Annotated in this window: 18 protein-coding genes and 3 pseudogenes; 7 read left to right on the top strand and 14 right to left on the bottom strand. The window is 61.3% G+C overall.

Annotated features, from left to right (window positions below; all coding sequences use genetic code 11):
* Positions 1–60 precede the first annotated feature (60 nt).
* The 7 genes and pseudogenes from V5E97_RS06275 to V5E97_RS06305 all read right to left on the bottom strand — a co-directional run bounded on the left by V5E97_RS06275 (position 61) and on the right by V5E97_RS06305 (position 3698).
* The gene (locus V5E97_RS06275; RefSeq protein ID WP_406698452.1) at positions 61–453 is read right to left on the bottom strand and encodes a hypothetical protein; all 393 of its coding nucleotides are present in this window, start codon (positions 451–453) and stop codon (positions 61–63) included.
* A 51-nt stretch (positions 454–504) separates the two neighbouring features.
* Positions 505–780, bottom strand: a complete 276-nt coding sequence (locus V5E97_RS06280) for a hypothetical protein (protein WP_406698454.1) — start codon at positions 778–780, stop codon at positions 505–507.
* Between the two features lie 238 nt (positions 781–1018).
* Positions 1019–2206 (bottom strand): IS66 family transposase, encoded by a 1188-nt coding sequence (gene tnpC / locus V5E97_RS06285; protein WP_406698455.1) that lies wholly within the window; start codon positions 2204–2206, stop codon positions 1019–1021.
* 10 nt (positions 2207–2216) lie between these two features.
* Positions 2217–2369 (bottom strand): annotated as a pseudogene (locus V5E97_RS06290) (hypothetical protein); the annotation flags it as partial.
* Between the two features lie 379 nt (positions 2370–2748).
* A pseudogene (gene tnpB, locus V5E97_RS06295) lies at positions 2749–3115 on the bottom strand (IS66 family insertion sequence element accessory protein TnpB).
* A gap of 127 nt (positions 3116–3242) precedes the next feature.
* Positions 3243–3446 (bottom strand): annotated as a pseudogene (gene tnpA / locus V5E97_RS06300) (IS66 family insertion sequence element accessory protein TnpA); the annotation flags it as partial.
* A gap of 54 nt (positions 3447–3500) precedes the next feature.
* The gene (locus tag V5E97_RS06305) at positions 3501–3698 is read right to left on the bottom strand and encodes a hypothetical protein (protein WP_406698456.1); all 198 of its coding nucleotides are present in this window, start codon (positions 3696–3698) and stop codon (positions 3501–3503) included.
* A 1183-nt stretch (positions 3699–4881) separates the two neighbouring features.
* Here V5E97_RS06305 and V5E97_RS06310 point away from each other — a divergent pair.
* Together V5E97_RS06310 and V5E97_RS06315 are read left to right on the top strand one after the other, a co-directional pair.
* Positions 4882–5157, top strand: coding sequence for a hypothetical protein (locus tag V5E97_RS06310; protein WP_406698458.1), 276 nt, complete (start codon positions 4882–4884; stop codon positions 5155–5157).
* Between the two features lie 13 nt (positions 5158–5170).
* Complete coding sequence (locus V5E97_RS06315; protein WP_406698460.1) at positions 5171–5812, top strand: Shedu anti-phage system protein SduA domain-containing protein; 642 nt, start codon at positions 5171–5173, stop codon at positions 5810–5812.
* Between the two features lie 793 nt (positions 5813–6605).
* Here the strand turns inward: V5E97_RS06315 and V5E97_RS06320 are convergent.
* The gene (locus tag V5E97_RS06320) at positions 6606–6815 is read right to left on the bottom strand and encodes a hypothetical protein (RefSeq protein ID WP_406698461.1); all 210 of its coding nucleotides are present in this window, start codon (positions 6813–6815) and stop codon (positions 6606–6608) included.
* A 446-nt stretch (positions 6816–7261) separates the two neighbouring features.
* Between V5E97_RS06320 and V5E97_RS06325 the strand changes: the two genes are divergently transcribed.
* On the top strand, positions 7262–8662 hold the full coding sequence (locus V5E97_RS06325) for a TlpA family protein disulfide reductase (protein WP_406698462.1): 1401 nt from the start codon (positions 7262–7264) through the stop codon (positions 8660–8662).
* Positions 8663–8911: 249 nt separating this feature from the next.
* Here the strand turns inward: V5E97_RS06325 and yedA are convergent, their stop codons facing one another.
* Together yedA and V5E97_RS06335 are read right to left on the bottom strand one after the other, a co-directional pair.
* Positions 8912–9853, bottom strand: coding sequence for a drug/metabolite exporter YedA (yedA, locus tag V5E97_RS06330; protein WP_406698464.1), 942 nt, complete (start codon positions 9851–9853; stop codon positions 8912–8914).
* On the bottom strand, positions 9843–10316 hold the full coding sequence (locus tag V5E97_RS06335) for an Lrp/AsnC family transcriptional regulator (RefSeq protein WP_406698465.1): 474 nt from the start codon (positions 10314–10316) through the stop codon (positions 9843–9845). Before V5E97_RS06335 ends, yedA begins: the two co-directional genes overlap by 11 nt.
* Positions 10317–10706: 390 nt before the next feature.
* On the opposite strand from V5E97_RS06335, the gene V5E97_RS06340 reads away from it, so the two are divergent.
* Positions 10707–11210, top strand: coding sequence for a hypothetical protein (locus V5E97_RS06340; protein ID WP_406698467.1), 504 nt, complete (start codon positions 10707–10709; stop codon positions 11208–11210).
* A gap of 349 nt (positions 11211–11559) precedes the next feature.
* Here V5E97_RS06340 and V5E97_RS06345 read toward each other — a convergent pair whose 3' ends face one another.
* From V5E97_RS06345 to tnpA (V5E97_RS06360), 4 genes are all read right to left on the bottom strand, one after another.
* A complete protein-coding gene (locus V5E97_RS06345) occupies positions 11560–12132 on the bottom strand; it encodes a class I SAM-dependent methyltransferase (RefSeq protein WP_406698469.1) in 573 nt (190 codons plus the stop codon).
* Positions 12133–12163: 31 nt separating this feature from the next.
* A complete protein-coding gene (locus V5E97_RS06350) occupies positions 12164–12655 on the bottom strand; it encodes a cupin domain-containing protein (RefSeq protein ID WP_406698471.1) in 492 nt (163 codons plus the stop codon).
* A 41-nt stretch (positions 12656–12696) separates the two neighbouring features.
* On the bottom strand, positions 12697–13374 hold the full coding sequence (locus V5E97_RS06355) for an ArsR/SmtB family transcription factor (protein WP_406698473.1): 678 nt from the start codon (positions 13372–13374) through the stop codon (positions 12697–12699).
* A 197-nt stretch (positions 13375–13571) separates the two neighbouring features.
* Positions 13572–13907 (bottom strand): IS66 family insertion sequence element accessory protein TnpA, encoded by a 336-nt coding sequence (tnpA, locus tag V5E97_RS06360; RefSeq protein ID WP_406701135.1) that lies wholly within the window; start codon positions 13905–13907, stop codon positions 13572–13574.
* Positions 13908–14182: 275 nt separating this feature from the next.
* Between tnpA (V5E97_RS06360) and V5E97_RS06365 the strand changes: the two genes are divergently transcribed.
* The 3 genes from V5E97_RS06365 to V5E97_RS06375 all read left to right on the top strand — a co-directional run bounded on the left by V5E97_RS06365 (position 14183) and on the right by V5E97_RS06375 (position 16245).
* Positions 14183–14542, top strand: coding sequence for a hypothetical protein (locus tag V5E97_RS06365; RefSeq protein WP_406698474.1), 360 nt, complete (start codon positions 14183–14185; stop codon positions 14540–14542).
* Between the two features lie 148 nt (positions 14543–14690).
* The gene (locus V5E97_RS06370; protein WP_406701136.1) at positions 14691–14948 is read left to right on the top strand and encodes a helix-turn-helix domain-containing protein; all 258 of its coding nucleotides are present in this window, start codon (positions 14691–14693) and stop codon (positions 14946–14948) included.
* A gap of 457 nt (positions 14949–15405) precedes the next feature.
* Complete coding sequence (locus V5E97_RS06375; protein WP_406698475.1) at positions 15406–16245, top strand: isocitrate lyase/PEP mutase family protein; 840 nt, start codon at positions 15406–15408, stop codon at positions 16243–16245.
* The last annotated feature ends 279 nt before the right edge of the window (positions 16246–16524 follow it).

Raw genomic sequence — 16524 nt, forward strand, 5'->3', positions numbered from 1 at the left:
AGACGCAGATGACGGCGTTGCTGACCCTCCCGCTTGAGCAGAACGCCGTCATCTCCGCTATCACGGCATTGGCGGTTCGGGAGCCAGCGGAAGCCAGGGACGCGAAGCGGCCTGTTCGTGGATGGCCCGGACTGCACTGGAGTGGCGAGCGTTCGCCTTCATGAAGTCCAGGTATTTCGCCTCCTCGGCGATCTGTCGTTTAACCAAGAGAGTCTTCTGCGACTTCGGGTCGAGCCCTTGCAACTCCTTCTTGAATTCGGCCAGGTTCGCTTCAGTGATCGCCATCGCATACCGCTCTCCGGCTTCCATTTCAGCGAAATGCTTGGCGGTCGCCGAGTACTCCCGGCTGAGTTGATGCCACCGCCATTGGAGGACACTACCGAGCATAACGGCCAAGGCAGCGACTCCGGCCATCATTTGCCGCACCGTGAGCCGCACGCGAGGCAATCGCATCGTTTGGTCTCCTCGCGGCCTCCCAGACGGAGGGAACGCATCGAGCCGAGATCAAGAAGAAACAACTTCGCCTGAGCCGTCGAGCCAGTAGTCGTTTCCCCAGAAGAGGACGAACTGCCCTTCGGCATCCCAGAGTTCGATGGACTCCCGCATATCCGCCTTCTCATCGTCGGATGCGTCCGGGTCTTCGAGTGTCTCGCCGAAATGGTCGGGGTAGTCCTCGATGCCGATCCCGTAATCGGCAATGGAGAACTTCTTCACGCGGATCGTTCCTGGTCGGAATCCCAACTCAGCCTGCCACTGCTTCAGGCGAGGCGGAATCCGCACGTCGTCGAACTCAAAGACGCCGTTCCGCGGTTGGAGGAACTGTGTGCGTCCGGCGGACCACGTCCCCCTTCGCAACTGGCCGAGGGGCCTCGGCCACTTTGGTGACCGTCGGTCGAAACCCTGCGCGGTGTCATGATCCGGCGTCAACAGACGCGACGCGCGCTCGAACCCGTGTCGAGCCTGGCCCGAACACCGCGGTGGGAGCGCGCCGCGTTTCGAGTGCCGGCGGGAGCCGTTGTCAGCTCGGGGAACCGTCGGCGATGGGACCCTCTGGGGTCGCCGCAGGATCGGCGGCTTGGGGAGGCGACCAACGGTCAGGGAGAAGGTCGGCCAGATTCTCTTTGGGAAGCACCGGCAATCGGGATAGCACGTCGCGCAGGTAGACGAACGGGTCATGACCGTGACGCTGGCAACTCGACACTACGCTGAACAGCACGGCCATGGTCTTCCCGCCGGTCTCACTCCCAGTGAAAAGCCAGTTTTTTCGTCCAGTCGCGATTGTCTTCATATGTTGCTCGGCTACGTTGTTATCGATCGACAGGTAGCCCGAACTGGTGTACCGTTTCAACGCCTCCCAGTGGTTCTTCATGTAACCGATCGCCCCTCCCATCGGACTCTTGGGGAGCACCTGCGGTCGCTCCTCCTTCAGCCACTTCTCGAGGCTCTCCCAAACTGGCACCGCCCGCTCCTGGCGCACCCGTAGCCGAATCGCGGCCCGTGTCGGCTCGTTGGCGTCCTCAGGCAGCTTGGCGAGCTCTGCTTTGATCTGCTTCTCGATCGCGTAGAGCTGGCGGTAGTAGGCCAGGGCCGTACTCGCTCTCGTTAGGTCCGTCTTCTGCGCCTCGACGAACTTGCGGCGGGCGTGGGCGTTGCAACCCACCTCCACGACGTTGCCGCCCGCGTAGATGCCGTCGTAGCCGCTGAAGGCATCAGCCTGCAAATAACCGCGAAAACCCTTGAGAAACAGACTCGGACCGTCTCGCTTATGGCTCCTCGTGAAATCAAAAACATTGTAAGGATAAAGATGATCGCCGAAGTAGATCCAGAGCCGGGCCAAGGCCTTGATCTTTCGCTCCGAGTCCCGCAGCTTCACCGACGTGTCGTCGGTGTGAATCGTGCCGCACAACAGGACCAATGTCTTCATCAGGTCGTAGAGCGGCTCGAGACTTTGGGCGGCGCCGGCCATCCAGTCGCAGAGGGTTGAGCGTGACAGCTCCACCCCTTGCCGGGCCAGGCGGCGTTCCTGGCGATGGAGTGGAATATGATCGGCATACTTTTCCGTGATCACATGAGCTAGTAGTCCCGGTCCAGGCAAACCCTTGGGGATCGGCTGGGCTGGCTTGCCGGCGGTGACGACTTGACCTTCGCAGTGCGGGCAGGCGTAAGTGCAGCGCGTGCTCGACCACGAACAAGGTCGCCGGCACATAGTCGAGTTGCTCGCTGCGTTCTGCGCTGATCTGGGCTCGGGTCTCGCCGCATTGCGGACAGCGGCGTTCGGCTTCGGTCAATTCGTAGACCCGAGGCTCGCGGCGGAGGTTCTTGGGCAGGGCCTGCGGCCGTGAGATCGATTCTTCTTCGCGGGGCCGCACCCGGCTCGGGCTCGGGCTCGGGTGCGACCGCGTCGCCGGTGACCGAGGGTTCGGGTTCCGGGGCCAGCGGTTCTGAAGGCGTCGGGGATAAGCAGCGGTTGATTGGGGTCGAAGCGTTCGGTGCGTGGGCCGTAGAGCCGCCGCAAAGGAGGTCGAGGCGATGTTGCAATTCCTCGTTCTGACGCCGTGTTTCGCGAAGGGCGGCGAGCAGTTCGATGATCATCTGCTGGAGGAAGGCAGGATCACTGGGCAACGTCGCCGTGGGATCGGCAGGGTTTCAAAGGTGATGGGGCGGGCGTCTTCGCTCATGCACTTTAGACGCATGAGGTTCTTATATTATTCGATGATTCTTTGGAAAACGCGGCGGCCGGCCGGGGACTCACACCGTGGCTCTGGGGACGGGTCGGTGATAGCGTTTGCCGCGTTTCACGCTCGAGAGGTCGATCCCTTCGAGGAGCATGACGAGGTCCGCGGCGCGGACCTCGACGCGGAGCTGAGCCTCCGGAGACGGCGGAAAGCGAAAGGTGCCGGCTTCCAATCGCTTGTACCAGATTGCGTACCCGTCCTCCTCCCAAATCAGGAGCTTGATGCGATCGGCGGCCCGGTTGCGGAAGACGAAGATGTCTCCCGAGCGGATCGCCCTGGAGCCCGTCGCGGACCAGGGCCGCCAAACTGTCGAACGATTTTCGCAGATCGACCGGCTGCGCCGCGAGCCAGATCCGGACGGTTGGAGACAAGCTCACCATGACCGTTCTCCGGCTTCGAGCAGTTCAACGACTTGCACGAGGGTCTGAGGTCGAACCCGGCCCCGACCCGCAAGCAGCGTCCATTGGCCAGCACGACCTCGATGCTCCCGGCGGGCGACTCCGCCTTGTCGGCGAGCACATGCACAGGAAGAAACGCGGGCTTGGGCTGGTCGCGCCGCTGGAGTTCCCGCCGCCACCAATAAAACGACGGCGCACTCACGCCCTCGGCCAGGCAGAACGCCCGGACCGACAGTCCACTCCGCTTCCACCGGGCCAGAACCAGCCGCCAGTACGGCTCCCGCCCGTTTCTCGATCCTGCCACTCGGCCCATAGTTCACCCCCTTTCGGCCATGCACCGATCGTAGCATGGGCCGCAAGAAGGGGTTCACCGGACGCACACGAGGAACTCAAGGTGCCGAGCCTCGTGGTTGAGAAGGTTGCCCGCCCGATCGAAAAAGATGATGATCAGATCAGGGCAGAAGAGGCCCATGAGAACCTGTCTGTCGGTCTCGACCATCCCGGCGTCGAAGTAGCCTTGGTCAGGTTGAATCGAATAGAGGTATGATTCGGCTTTGGGCTTCACTTCTCCTCCTCATCGCTTCCCTGATGCAGGATCAACTCGAAAACGGGGAGAAAAGGGACGGAGCGAATTTACAGTTTCCGCGGCCGTCCGTGGTTGCGGAGGAACGACACTGTGTTGATACGCTTATTTGGATTTTTAAGTAGTCATAATGCGTTCATGCCCCCTATATGAAGGGGATCAGGAATCGGCCTCGCCAGTTCGAGTTCCGTCACTTTCGCAAAATCGCGATCGCCGGGGCGTTGTCGTCAGAGTTCGTAGCAAATACAGAGTAGCGTCAGGATGATCCAGCCCAAACCAAGCGTGATCCCAAAGCCGTCAATCCATCCGGCCACTCCTCTAATGTTGCCCGCGATTGCGAACATGATCCAAGACGCAATTACGGCGAGGCCACTCAATAGGAGAACTTCGATGCCAGGGTCAACGATAAGAAAGAACAAGTCATTCCACATGCCAGGCCGTGAACTGACGCTAGGAAAATAAATCAGGAATAATAGTGAATCATTCAGCACGACTGCTATTGAGGCTATAAGACCGGCCTGTCTCATCAGTCTGCGACGAGTCGGCCGGGGCCTACGCAGCCTCAAGACAAGAAATCCAAGTGTCCAAGTCATCAGAAGTGGCATCATGAGGCCAAGTAATTCGCGGCCGTCCACCTGATTTATCGCCATGGAGTAGGGACCGACTCGTATCGCCCACAAACCAATTGCAGTCGCAGCCACGAGGATCATCGCGTCCCCAAGAGTGAATGGACGGCATCGTTTTGAGTGAGTCGGCATCGTGCGTTCCTTCCTCCCGTGGCGAACGCCATCTTCGGTTGAACGTCCCATCCCCACAGGATACTCTGAGGTTTCTCCCGAGGCGAAGCATCGGAGGCGATTCTTGCGGTGACCACTCGACGGCTGATGGGGGTGGCCGTCCCCTATGGTGGTCGCTCACGCGGTCGTACTCAACGATGACATCGTAAATGTGGCCAGGCACCGTAGCGGGGTAAATTGGGTGGTTTAGGAAGAGTGCTGTCTGACTGTCAGCCCTCAATTCATTGCCCAGATCCACTGCTTTGCCCTGTCTAGGTGTCTGGCCGCCGGGTTCCTCCGTCGCCGTTTCCGTCCTGAGCGTGCCTCTACCAGTCTCGCGCCACTTGCTTGGGGCTGGCAGTCGACCGGCAGCGGTGTAGAATGAGTTCATGAAGAAGGTTGTCACCACACCCGCGGTCGATTTAGCTCTACGCACCCTCGGCCCCGATGAGGTCCGACGGATCCACGCCTGGTTCGTTCACCTTGCTAACTGGGACGGCGACCCGTTCGTGCGAGAGAACTCACACGCCTTGGCTGAGGTGCCCGGTGTCCGCGTGTTCCGGACGAGCACGGACACCAGGATTTTCTTCACGATCGAAGGTGACACGATCACCGTCCTCGACGTCGCCAAGAAGCAGTCCATCATCACGACCGCCGCCCACTAGAAGGGAATCGCCAGTGGGTGCTGTGCTCGAGTCGATCACATTCGACCACGCCTTGTTCGAGGCAGAACTGACCAAGCTGGGAAACCTCCTCGCGTCGAAGACCGACCTGTCTGAGAGGGATGACATCCAGCCGCTGTTCAAGGCCAGCAGGCATCTGTCGGCCTTCCTTGGGACCTTCGCCCCTGACATCGGACCGGCAACCGAATTGGTATATGAGTTTCCGTTTTTCGGCGACTACCGGGCCGACCTGCTCGTGGGAAGCAAGTCGGCCGCCCATTTCTGCGTGGTCGAGTTCGAGGACGGCGGACCTGATAGCATCTTCAAGAAACAGCCGAACCGGCCCAACCCCGAGTGGAACGCGAGGTTTGAGCACGGCTTCAGCCAACTGACGGACTGGTTTTTTAACCTCGACGACTACAAGAAGAGTCATGGTTTCACGAAGACCTTCGGTTACGGGCACGTTTCGTTTACCGGCCTACTGGTCGTCGGGCGGTCGGCAAGCCTGGACGACATGAAGCGCACCCGGCTTCGGTGGCGTTCCAACAAGGTGCTCATCGACTCGAACGCAGTCATCTGCGTCACGTTCGATGATGTTTACGAGATTCACCGGAAACGATACGCACAGTACAAGGCGGCGGCCTCGCTGGAGAAATAGCTGGCCGATTCGCCGTCCACACCGCCACCCGAGATGATGTGTGAATTTGGCCAGGCAGTTCAGTAGGGCACACAGGCATGCCGGCACGCGACGCTCCTTGGTGTCATCGAGATCATGCACGGCGGGTCGGTCCACCGAGATTGATCGTGATGTGACAAAATAGGCCGAGGGCTCGATGGTGCGGAAGTCGATGCAACGGTTTACTCTCCTCGACGGGATGATTTTCGTGGGGGTAACGTCTCTGGGGCGTGAGGGATTACTTCCGCTACGAGCCAGGGTTTCCGTTCCCCCGTCTCGTCCTGGGTTCCGCCACCCCAACTCGTGCCGAGTCCGGTGACCACGGTGGCCTCCAATCCAACGTCGAGCGATCCCACACTCCAGACCGTGTTCAATCTCGATCCCTTCCCGTCGGCGCCGAGCGCCGCGGATCGACTCCGGTACTGGACCCAGAGGCCTCTCTTTGTCATCGTGCCGCTGTTACCGTTGTTAGTGTTGTGATCGCTCTGCCTCGCGGGCCTCATTCTTACCAAGAGCAGTCGGTGGCCATGCACCTAAATAGGGTAAACCAGGATGCTTGAGTAAGCTGCCCAGACTCACGGGCAGGTTTGCAGTTTTTGCTAAATATCCCAGATTGCCCAGTCCGAGTGCATGGCCACCGATAGGCGCTACCGAGCATAACGGCCAAGGCAGCGACTCCGGCCCTCATTTGCCGCACCGTGAGCCGCACGCGGGGCAATCGCATCGTTTGGTCTCCTCGCGGCCTCCCAGACGGGGGGAACGCATCGAGCCGAGATCAAGAAGAAACAACTTCGCCTGAGCCGTCGAGCCAGTAGTCGTTTCCCCAGAAGAGGACGAACTGCCCTTCGGCATCCCAAAGTTCGATGGACTCCCGCATATCCGCCTTCTCAACGTCGGATGCGTCCGGGGCTTTGAGTGTCTCGCCGAAATGATCGGGGCAGTCCTCGATGCCGATCCCGTAATCGGCAATGGAGAACTTCTTCACACGGATCGTTTCTGGTCGGAATCCCAACTCAGCCTGCCCATTTTAGGTGCCTGGCCGCCGATCTCATGTATGTTAACACTTTGCCTTAGAGTCAAAAACAGAATGAGCGTAGCAGTCCTAAATCAGGGTAGCTACGCTCATTAAGTTAGGGGCTCTTAGCGACATCGCCCCTTCTTTGAGTGGTCGACTGGTCCCCGCATACCATCCTCGTCCTGCCGCAGGTCTTCAGTTCCGGTGCCCACCGGAGATTATACCCGTTGTTTCTATTCGATTGAGCATGATTCGGTTCGTTGCTGCGATAGGGATGTGGCGGGTTTGGTCGCCACCGGCGTACGCCCGCGATGGTATCCAAATCACCCCTCTCAAAGAATTCGCTTTGCAAGCCGAACTCCCGGCGACACAATGACGGATGTCGTAGGGTAAGTCCACAAACTGGGAGCACACCTATGGGCACGATGCGTGGGGCGGGGATCATGCTCGCGGCAATCACGGTCACAATCGCGGCCGGTGTGGCGCGTTCAGGAGATGAGCTACCGAGATACCGGCTCGAACCGGGCATGGAACTCTCCTACAAGGGGTCGAGCGAGTTCCAACATCAGAACGGGGCGCACCTCGACGATCAGGAAACGACGGCCTGGGTCGTCCGGCGCAACGGCGACGGCAGCGTCCGCGTGGTTCTGCGACAGGGCAGCCGGTTCACGTCGACCTCCCTAGCCGATTCCCTCAAGGGCCTGCTCAAGAAGAAAGATAAGCCGCCGATGGAGTACAACCTCGGTTACGTCGACCTGTTCCCTGACGGCCGCATTGGGCCCGACACCGAGTTGGGCTACCGCATCAATACGGACGCCTTGTTCCCCCGCCTGCCCGACGACGAGACGCAGGCCAAGGCCGGATGGTCCCAGCGGGACGACAGGATGGGGCAGGAATTCCGCTACTCCTCTTTGCGGGCCGAGGAAGGCGGCTGGGCCTTCCACTCCGAGCGGGTCGGCTCCGAAAACAAAATCTACGGCATGACCTTCAAGTCGACATTCCACCTGGACGCCGCCCGCGGGGCAATCCGGCGAATCGAGAACGAGTATACGCAAGATTATGGCTTTAAGGGCAAAGGGGGCGGCTCCATCGAATTGACCAGCGTGGAGACCCACGACGCTGCCTGGCTCGCGGCCTTCGTCCCCGCCGCCGAGCGTTATTTCGCCGCCAGCAAGGACTATCGACGGGCCACCGAGCAGGCATCCCAAGCCGCCGACAAGGCCAAATCGCTGCTGGCTGATGCCAAGGCCGCACTGGAATCGGCCCGCACCGCGATCGACCATCCGATCTTTCGCGAGCAGCTCGATCGTCAAATCTCACAGCATGACGGTATGGTCAGCTATTACGCCGATTCGGCGAAACGCCGGGCTGAGGTGTTGAACAAGGCCGCCGCCGACTGGGAATTGCAGGGGCTCGATGGCAAATCGCACGCTCTCAAGGAGTATCGCGGCAAGGTGGTGGTTCTCGACTTCTGGTATCGGGGCTGCGGCTGGTGCATCAAGGCGATGCCGCAGCTCAACGCCCTGGCCGAGCAGTTCGAGGGCCGTCCGGTGGCCGTGCTGGGCATGAACACGGATCGCAAGGAAGAAGATGCGAAGTTCGTGTGCGAGGCGATGGGCCTGAAGTACGCGACTCTCCGCGCCGAGGGCATCCCGGAGAAGTACGGCGTGCAAGGTTTCCCGACCCTTATCGTCATCGATCCCGAGGGGACGGTGCGCGACGTCCACGTCGGCTACTCGCCGACTCTTCGGACTGATGTGGCGAAGACGATCGAGGGTCTCCTGACGCCCGAAGCGAAGCCGAGCGACAAGCTCTGACCGTCTCGTCGTCTATGCCAGGCATGATGCTACAAATGCGGAGAGCATCCATGCTGAAGAGCGGCTCGATCGTCTTGGCCGTGGCCATTGCCCGCGGTGCGTCTCGCGGAACACGATTGGGGGTATTCGTTAAGTTTGCCAATATCTTGTTGTAAGATGATGCTGTGAAGATTGTCGTGAGGATAATCTTTGCAGTTTGCGCGGGCCGCTTCAGGAGTTAGGACTGTCCCCAATCGTGTTCCGCCACGCTCACGTCTGCTCGCCCAACGTCACCGGGACCAGTCCCGGTACGTCCTCTTCCTGCTCACCCGTTGTGACCAACGCCACCGACGCGACGATGACGACCATGGCTGCCCATCCCAGCGGGGCGATGGGCTCATGAGCCACGACACTGCCGAGCAGGACCGCGACCACCGGGTTGACGTAGGCGTAGGTGCTCAGCCGCGCCGGTGTCGTTTCCGTGAGCAGCCAGATGTAGGCGGTGAACGCCAGGATCGAGCCGAAGCCGATCAGGTAGAGCCACGCCAGCACTGACGTGGTCGTCACCGTCGATAACTGGAACCCAGCCGCCTCGCCCCTCAGCAACCCGAGGCCCGCCAAAATGGCTCCGCCCGACAGCATCTGCATGCCGGTCGAAAGCGCGGGCGACTCAGGCAACGCCGCCCTCCGAAGGTAGAGCGAGCCCACCGCCCAAGCGAAAGCGGCGAGGATGATGGCCAGCGAACCAGCCAGCATCGCCCCGTTGGCGCCTCCGCCTTCCGGCGTGACCAGCAGGCCCACGCCCATCAGGCCGATCATCAGGCCGGCCGAGGTCCGTAGCCCGGGCCGCCTGCCGCCGAAGAACCCCCAGGCCGTCAGCACCAGCCAGAAGGGTTCGGAGGCCACCAGTAGCGCCGCGATGCCCGACGGGACGTACTGCTCCGCCCAGGTCACGCAGCCGTTGCCCAGCACGAGCATGAGGATACCCGCCACCGTCGCCCTGAGCCATTGGCCTCGAGTCGGTAAGCTTGCGCCCCTCGCCAGCGCCCAGCCGCAGAGGATCGTCCCGGCGACGAGGAACCTCGACCCCGCCATGAGCAACGGCGGCATCGACTGCAGCCCGAAGCGGATCGCGAGGTAAGTCGAGCCCCAGACCAGGTAAACGACCGCGAAGGCCGCGATAGTGAGCCACTTCTTCCGTTCAGACCGCATTACCGTCCCCTTCCGGGATCAGGACCGTCGCCGTCTCCTTGAGCGTCTCCATGACGATCGTCGTCCGCGTCGAGCGGATCGCCGGGATGACGCCGATCTTCTCCCGCAGCAGCTTCCCCAGGGCCTCGACGTCGGCCACCCGGATCTTGATCAGGTAGCAGTCCTCCCCGGCGATGTGGTGGACCTCCTGCACCTCAGGAATCTCGGCCAGCATCTGAGCCGAGTCGGTGCCTCCCACGGGGTCGTCGGATCTCACGTAGGTGAAGGCGACGAGGCCTGAGCCGAGCTTCCTGGCGTCGAGGCGGGCCTCGTACCCGCGCACGAGCCCGCGCTCCTCGAGCTTCTTGACCCGCTCCAGCACGCCGGAGGGAGCCATCCCCACGCGTCGGGAGAGTTCGGCGTTGGAGATACGGGCGTCCGACTGTAGGAAGTTCAGCAACTGGCGGTCGACGGCGTCGATCATTCGAAATCCTCCGGGGATGGGAGAATCTTTGTCGTCAGGCCGTGGAAAGTCAAGGTCGACGTTCTGAGATTTGCCGGAATTGTGGAATATTGTTCGGCAAAAGTGGCGGATGGGAGATGATTGTTCTGTGAAGGGGCCGGAGCGGCGCCGTGGACCGATCGAGGCGTCGCATCATACTCCGCAGAGATGGGGCCGATGCAGAGGCCGACTTGCGCTCGCCGTCCGCCCGTGCTCTGGCTGAGAACGTTGGGTGCCCAGGTACCTAAAGTGGGCGCTGCTGACAGACTCGGCTTCAAAGTTCGCCGAAATCCGGTTATTCCCTTTCGTCGAGAGCTGGCGGATGACATTCAAGCCGGTTGGGGCCTGTCTATGCCGACGGATGCCAGAAGGATGACCCTCTCTGATGCCATGATTGGCGTCGCGGTCACCGCTGCCGGGCTCGCGATCGCGCGAGCCTGTCTGCTCCATGTCACGCCGGGCGCAACTGGTTGGTTCGCCGTGAGGATATCAACCACTTTCGTCGCCCTGGCACTCACCATCACGCTGCTCCTGTTACGGTTCCGACAGCCTCGACCCCGCCGTCCCTGTCGTCACCCAGGATCAGTGGCCTGTTGCGCCGTGGCGTTCGCCTCGGCATTGATCTTTGTTATCTGGGTAAGTTATTGGTTGATGCCAGGCCCTAGTCCGCCGTCTTTCGTGCGATCGGACCGGACGGTTGTCCTCGTTGCCAACGTCCTCCGGCTTGAACTGTATAGCTTCACAGTGGCGGGGGCGTGGCTCGCGCTTGCCGTAAGCGGCCGCTGGCGCCCCGGGCCGGATTGGATCGACCGGGCGGGGCGAATCCTCGGAGTCCTCTGGATCGCATCTCCATTCCTTGAGCGGTTCATCAAGTGAACAGGCCAGGGGGGCGATTCAAGTGTAGCGGGTAACGACGCATTCGCCGAATCGGTGAGCTGCAAGGCATCGTCTCAAAAACGTCCGATTTCGGAACACGATTGGGGAAATTCGCCAATTTTTCCGCTAACTGGGTGAAGTTGGATGCAGTAATTCATGAATTATTTGTATCTATTTGTCATTGTTGTTTCCCTTCGGCTTGTGCAAGCTGCGCCAAAATTCACGAGTGTCCTTTTTCCGCCTTTGGAAGCACGATAACAACATCCCTCGGCATGTTACGCCGTGGATTAGAAAGGGCGCCCGTTCAGGGGATCGTGATCAAGGAAATTCCGAGGGAAGAGTAGGTGGATCAAGGCCGCTCCATGACCAGGCCGAAGTGGTAAGTGCAGCAGGAGAGCGGATCGAACCGGACGAAACGTAAGCCCGCCTGTTCGCCCCACTCGCGGCATTGCTCAGGGCTCGGGCGGATCGCCATCGACGGGCCGCGTGGCGTCTTGATGTCGCGGCGCCAGTGGATGACGCTCACTTTACCGCAGGGCATGAGGACCCGGCGAGCTTCGGTCAGGAGGCCGACCGGGTTCTCGATGTGGAGGATGTTGAAGAGCATGGCGTGGCCGACGCTGACGTCGGGCAGGCCGGTGCCCTCGGCAACGAAGTCCCGCTCTCTGGCCACGACGTTCGTGAGCCCCGCTTCCCGAGCTTTTCGCATCGTCTCGGCGACCATGCTCGGCTCGATGTCGAGGGCGAATACTCGGCCCGTCACCAGTTGGGCGGCAGGAAGGGTGAAGGTTCCGTACCCGCAGCCGAACTCGACCACGTCGCCGCGTGACTCCTTGCAGTCGAGCGTCTCAAGGATGCACCGGGGCTTGAAAAACGTTTCCCAGTAAGTGTCGTCCGGCATTCCGCTCTCGCGGCCTTTCATCTCCACCTCCCTGCGATTCCTGGCCACGGTTTCACTTCTTTGCGTTCCGCGGGTCGTCGCTCGGGTTCACGTATTTAATGACCCACGGGCCGTCGCCATGGAACTGGACGATGGTTTCGCCCGTGGCCCACACGTAATGCTTCATTCCAGCGGGCCACGTTCCGTAGGTCCCGGCCGGTAGTGCCTCTCCCCGCGACGCGTCGAACGTCTCACCCATGCCCAGGTTGAAGGTGCCGGCGATGACGGAGACCCGCTCGGGTTTGGGATGAGTGTGCGGAGGGATGCGGTAGCCGTCGGGGACCTTCACCCGAAAAACGAACGGCCCAGGCTTCGACGGATCGCCTTCGAGGACGGCGAACTTCGCCCCGGGCGGCAGGGACGGGGGACCGTCCTGCCACTTGAGTCTGTCGGGGCGATGAATCGCGGCTTCCATCACCTCTTTCTGGTCATGCGCGAAAAGGCCGCCGCCGAACCAGAGAGCAGCGGCCAGGGCAGCACCAATCGCAAGCAGCTTCGAACGCATGGCGCTTCTCCTTTGAAGAAGTGATCTTCCACGGGTCGCTCTCAGCCCTGCGAGGCGCCGATTTCGACCGGGAAACCACGTGACTGCCAGTCGGGGAACCCTTCCGTCAGCCTCCGGGCTCGATAGCCCTTGGCCACGAGGGCTGCGACCGCCTCGTCGGCGAACACGCAGTATGGCCCTCGGCAGTAAGCCACGATCTCCGCGTCGAGAGGAAGTTCCCGAAGTCGATCGGCGAGCTCGTCGAATGGGACGTTCCGAGCGCAGCGGATGTGCCCGGCCTCGTATTCGAGCCGGGGCCTTACGTCGAGAACGATCACGTCCTGAAGCCGACGCCGGAGCTCCGCGGCGTCCACCGCATCCATGTTGCTTCGGTTCCCGAGGTACTCGGTCACGATGGCATCGACCTCGGCTATGCGGGCCTCCCCAAGCTCACGCATCGCCTGCCAGACGCGGAATACCTGTGGGGCGGCGAGGGAATAATGGGCGTAGAGTCCTTCCCGACGAACGGATACCAGCCGGGCGGACCTGAGAACCTGCAAGTGCTGGGACACATTCGCCACCGGCGAACCGACATCCTCTGCCAACTGCTCGACGGTCCGTGCGCCCTGGGCGAGGACCTCGATAAGCTGGAGTCGATGTGGGCTGCTCAGGGCCTTCCCAATTCGCGCGAACTCGCCGAAGAGCCGGGCCTTGAATGCACGTTTTTCTGTAGGTTTCATGGCTATTCAATGACTTTATTGAATAGGGTCGGCTTTGTCCAGAGGAGAGTCCAACAGGGCATTGCCTGCTCGCTGCGATGCCATCGTCGGCGCGACGGCCATTCCCAGCGATTGCGTGATGTAATTGGTGTTTATTAATATTGTGGCTGCTTTGGTGATATGGAATATTGTGTCCTTATTTATGTGAATGATTTTGTCTAGATTGCGCAGGCTAAGTCAAGATTTGGGAATGTGCCAAATTGTTTGTTCTCCCTCCTCGCCGCGATGCGAGCGACGGTCTCGACGACCCGGCAGACGAACTCGCCACCCGCGGCGATGGGCAGGAGGATTCGTCCACCGTCAGGGTGTCGGACGGTGAGGAATTCGGCGGAATCGCGGGGCTGCGGCTCGGGTGTGGCGGCGAGGATGACCGGCACGAATGCCGACTCGCGAGCCGGCAAGGATGCGGTGCCAGGCGAGTCCGAGGCGAGCCGTCGCTTCCAGGCGTGGAATGAGGCGGTTGAGACCCCTTGGCTTTGGGAAAACCGCCCGATCGTGAGCCCGCTGTCAGGCTGCTAATGCAGTCGCCGACGCCAGAGGTCTTGGAGAGCAGGATTGGCGCTACGTGACATCGTCTGACTCCGAAGGACGAACAATATGGTCTGTCTTCCAGGCGATCAGGCGGCACAAGTCTGGTTATTTCGAGCGTTTACCTGTCGGGGCTGCGCCCCGAACCCGGACAGCCAGGAAGCGAAATGGCGAGGCCGGCGAGTTGAGATGTCCATTGCCGAAGCGACGGGATCATTCTGAACTCAACGGAGGCCCTCACTTGAATCGTCCTCGCTTCCGATTCACCCTATCCGCGCTCGTCGGCTTCGTGCTGGTGGCGGGGTTGGCCTTGTCACCGATTTCAGCAGGGCTTCACACCAATACTTTGATCAAGTCTTACTACCAGGCCGCCGTGGGGATTCTCGCCGTTGCCGCCCTGCGTATGCGTGTCAGCGAGCGTGCCTTTTGGCTGGGCTTCGCGGCAAGCGGTAGCGTTTTCCTGCTCGTGTCGGGTTGGCTTCGGACCCCGCCGGCTTTCGGCTGGCCAGCCTACGGACTGGTGTTTGAGGCGACGTGGGCGATGGCGTTAGGAATCCTCGGTGGGCTGCTGATGAGGCGATACGCAAACCCAGTAGGGTGATCTGGCCGGCAGTCCCGGCCAAGCCTCATCCATTTTGGGTAGCTAACTCAATCGCCGTTGGGCTTACTGAGAGTCAGGAAAGTAATGCACGCTGAACCTCGGGTTTTGTGAACTGTTTGACATGAGAACATGAGATTTGGCAGCTGAATTGGAGTATCGACGGCGCCTCGCATTCGAGCGTGTTTCCGAGCGGTATTCCACCCAAGAGGTCGCCGACTACCTTGGGGTCGATCCCTCCACCGTGCGGCGGTGGCTGGCCGCCGGCCTCTCCGTCAGCCGGTCTCGGGGAGGCCGAGCAAGCTCACCACAAGCCAGGAGAAGATCGCCCTGCGCTGGCTCACTGAGAGCCCTCTGCACCACGGCTTCGAGACCGAACTATGGACGGCGGCGCGGCTCGGGCAGTTGATCCCCGAGGAGTTCGGCAGGTGGCCATGCTCCTAAATAGGGTAAACCAGGATGCTTGAGTAAGCTGCCCAGACTCGCGGGTAGGTTTGCAGTCTTTGCTAAATTTCCCAGATTTCCCAATCCGAGTGCATGGCCACCGATAGGTGAGTCTCCACGAACGGGGACGGCCGCGGCGTAGTGCGACCTCGGGCCGCAGGATCTCTTACACCTCATCTTACCCAGATAACGGCAATATTGCCGAATATCTCGATTTCTCGGTATTGCACCCCCTTCGCGACAAAATCGCCGCGTGCTGTCACTAAACCGTCGTCTCGCTCGTCCCAGTGGATACTCGGGCCCAACGCCCGGGATCGGGCCGCGTCGGACGAAAAGGGGCGGTGATCTCGTACGCCGGTCGATCCTGGTAATTTGAGGCGAGTGCCCTTGGACTTTCACGAATCAAGCGAGGAGGAGATGTCGTGAAACAACCGGAACTCTATGAACGCTTTCGTGCCCTCCATGAGCAGGAGGGCGGCGTGGTGATGCCAAACCCATGGGATGGCGTCTCCGCACTGGTGCTGAAACAGGCTGGGTTCCAGGCGTTGGGATCGTCATCCGCCGCGATCGCCTTCGCGCTCGGGCGTTTTGACGGCGCCCATGCGGTCAGCAAGTCAGAGGCGCTCGAGAATGCGGCCTTGCTCGGCAGGCTGACGGGACTTCCCGTCAATGCCGATCTCGAGGACGGTTTCGGCCCCGCGCCTGAGGATTGCGCCGCGACCGTCGAGGCAGCCATCGCGGCGGGGATGGCCGGGGTTGGTATCGAGGACACCACGGCTCACCCCGAGAAACCGATCCATGACTTCGATCACGCCGTCGAACGGATCCGCCAAGCGGCTCGCGTGGCGAAGGGACGGATTATGCTGACCGGGCGCACGGACAACTACCTTTTCGGCAGGTCGGATCTGGACGATACCATCCGGCGGCTCGTCGCGTTCGCCGACGTGGGCGCCGACGTCCTCTACGCGCCGCTTCTGCCGGACCTCGACGCGATCCGAGCCGTGGTGAAGGCGGTCGCGCCCAAACCCGTCAACGTGCTGATCGGCCCTGGGACCGGCCCAGTGCCGATCGCCGAACTGCAGGCGGCCGGCGTGCGGCGTGTCAGCCTGGGCTCGGCACTATACTGCCATGCGATGGCAAGCCTCCAGGGAGCCGCCACGGCGCTGGCCGGGGGAAATATCGCCCCTGCGGCCGAAGGTCTCAGTTATAGCAAGATCATGGGCCTGTTGAGAGATGCAACGGCGCAGACCGCGTCGTCGTGAGTCGCGCAGAAAGTGGGACATCGCGATGATCGAGACCGTGGCAAGAGGATACCGGGATCTCGTTGTCACGCTCTGCCTGGGAATTCCGTCCGCAACTCCACGCGTCGTCTTCCCCGGCCGGTGGGGTCGCAGAGCGGCCAGAAGGGTATTCCCACGCAGCGCGTGGCAACGAGTTTCTCCCGCGAATTTCGGCCTCCGGGGCAGACGGACGGCCCGGTTTCCTTGCGACACGGTGAACCCGGTGGCCAGGCACCTAGACTGGGTGATGCAGAGAATCTG

It is taken from the genome of Singulisphaera photorubra, assembly GCF_045290345.1.
In the GTDB taxonomy this organism is placed as follows: domain Bacteria; phylum Planctomycetota; class Planctomycetia; order Isosphaerales; family Isosphaeraceae; genus Singulisphaera.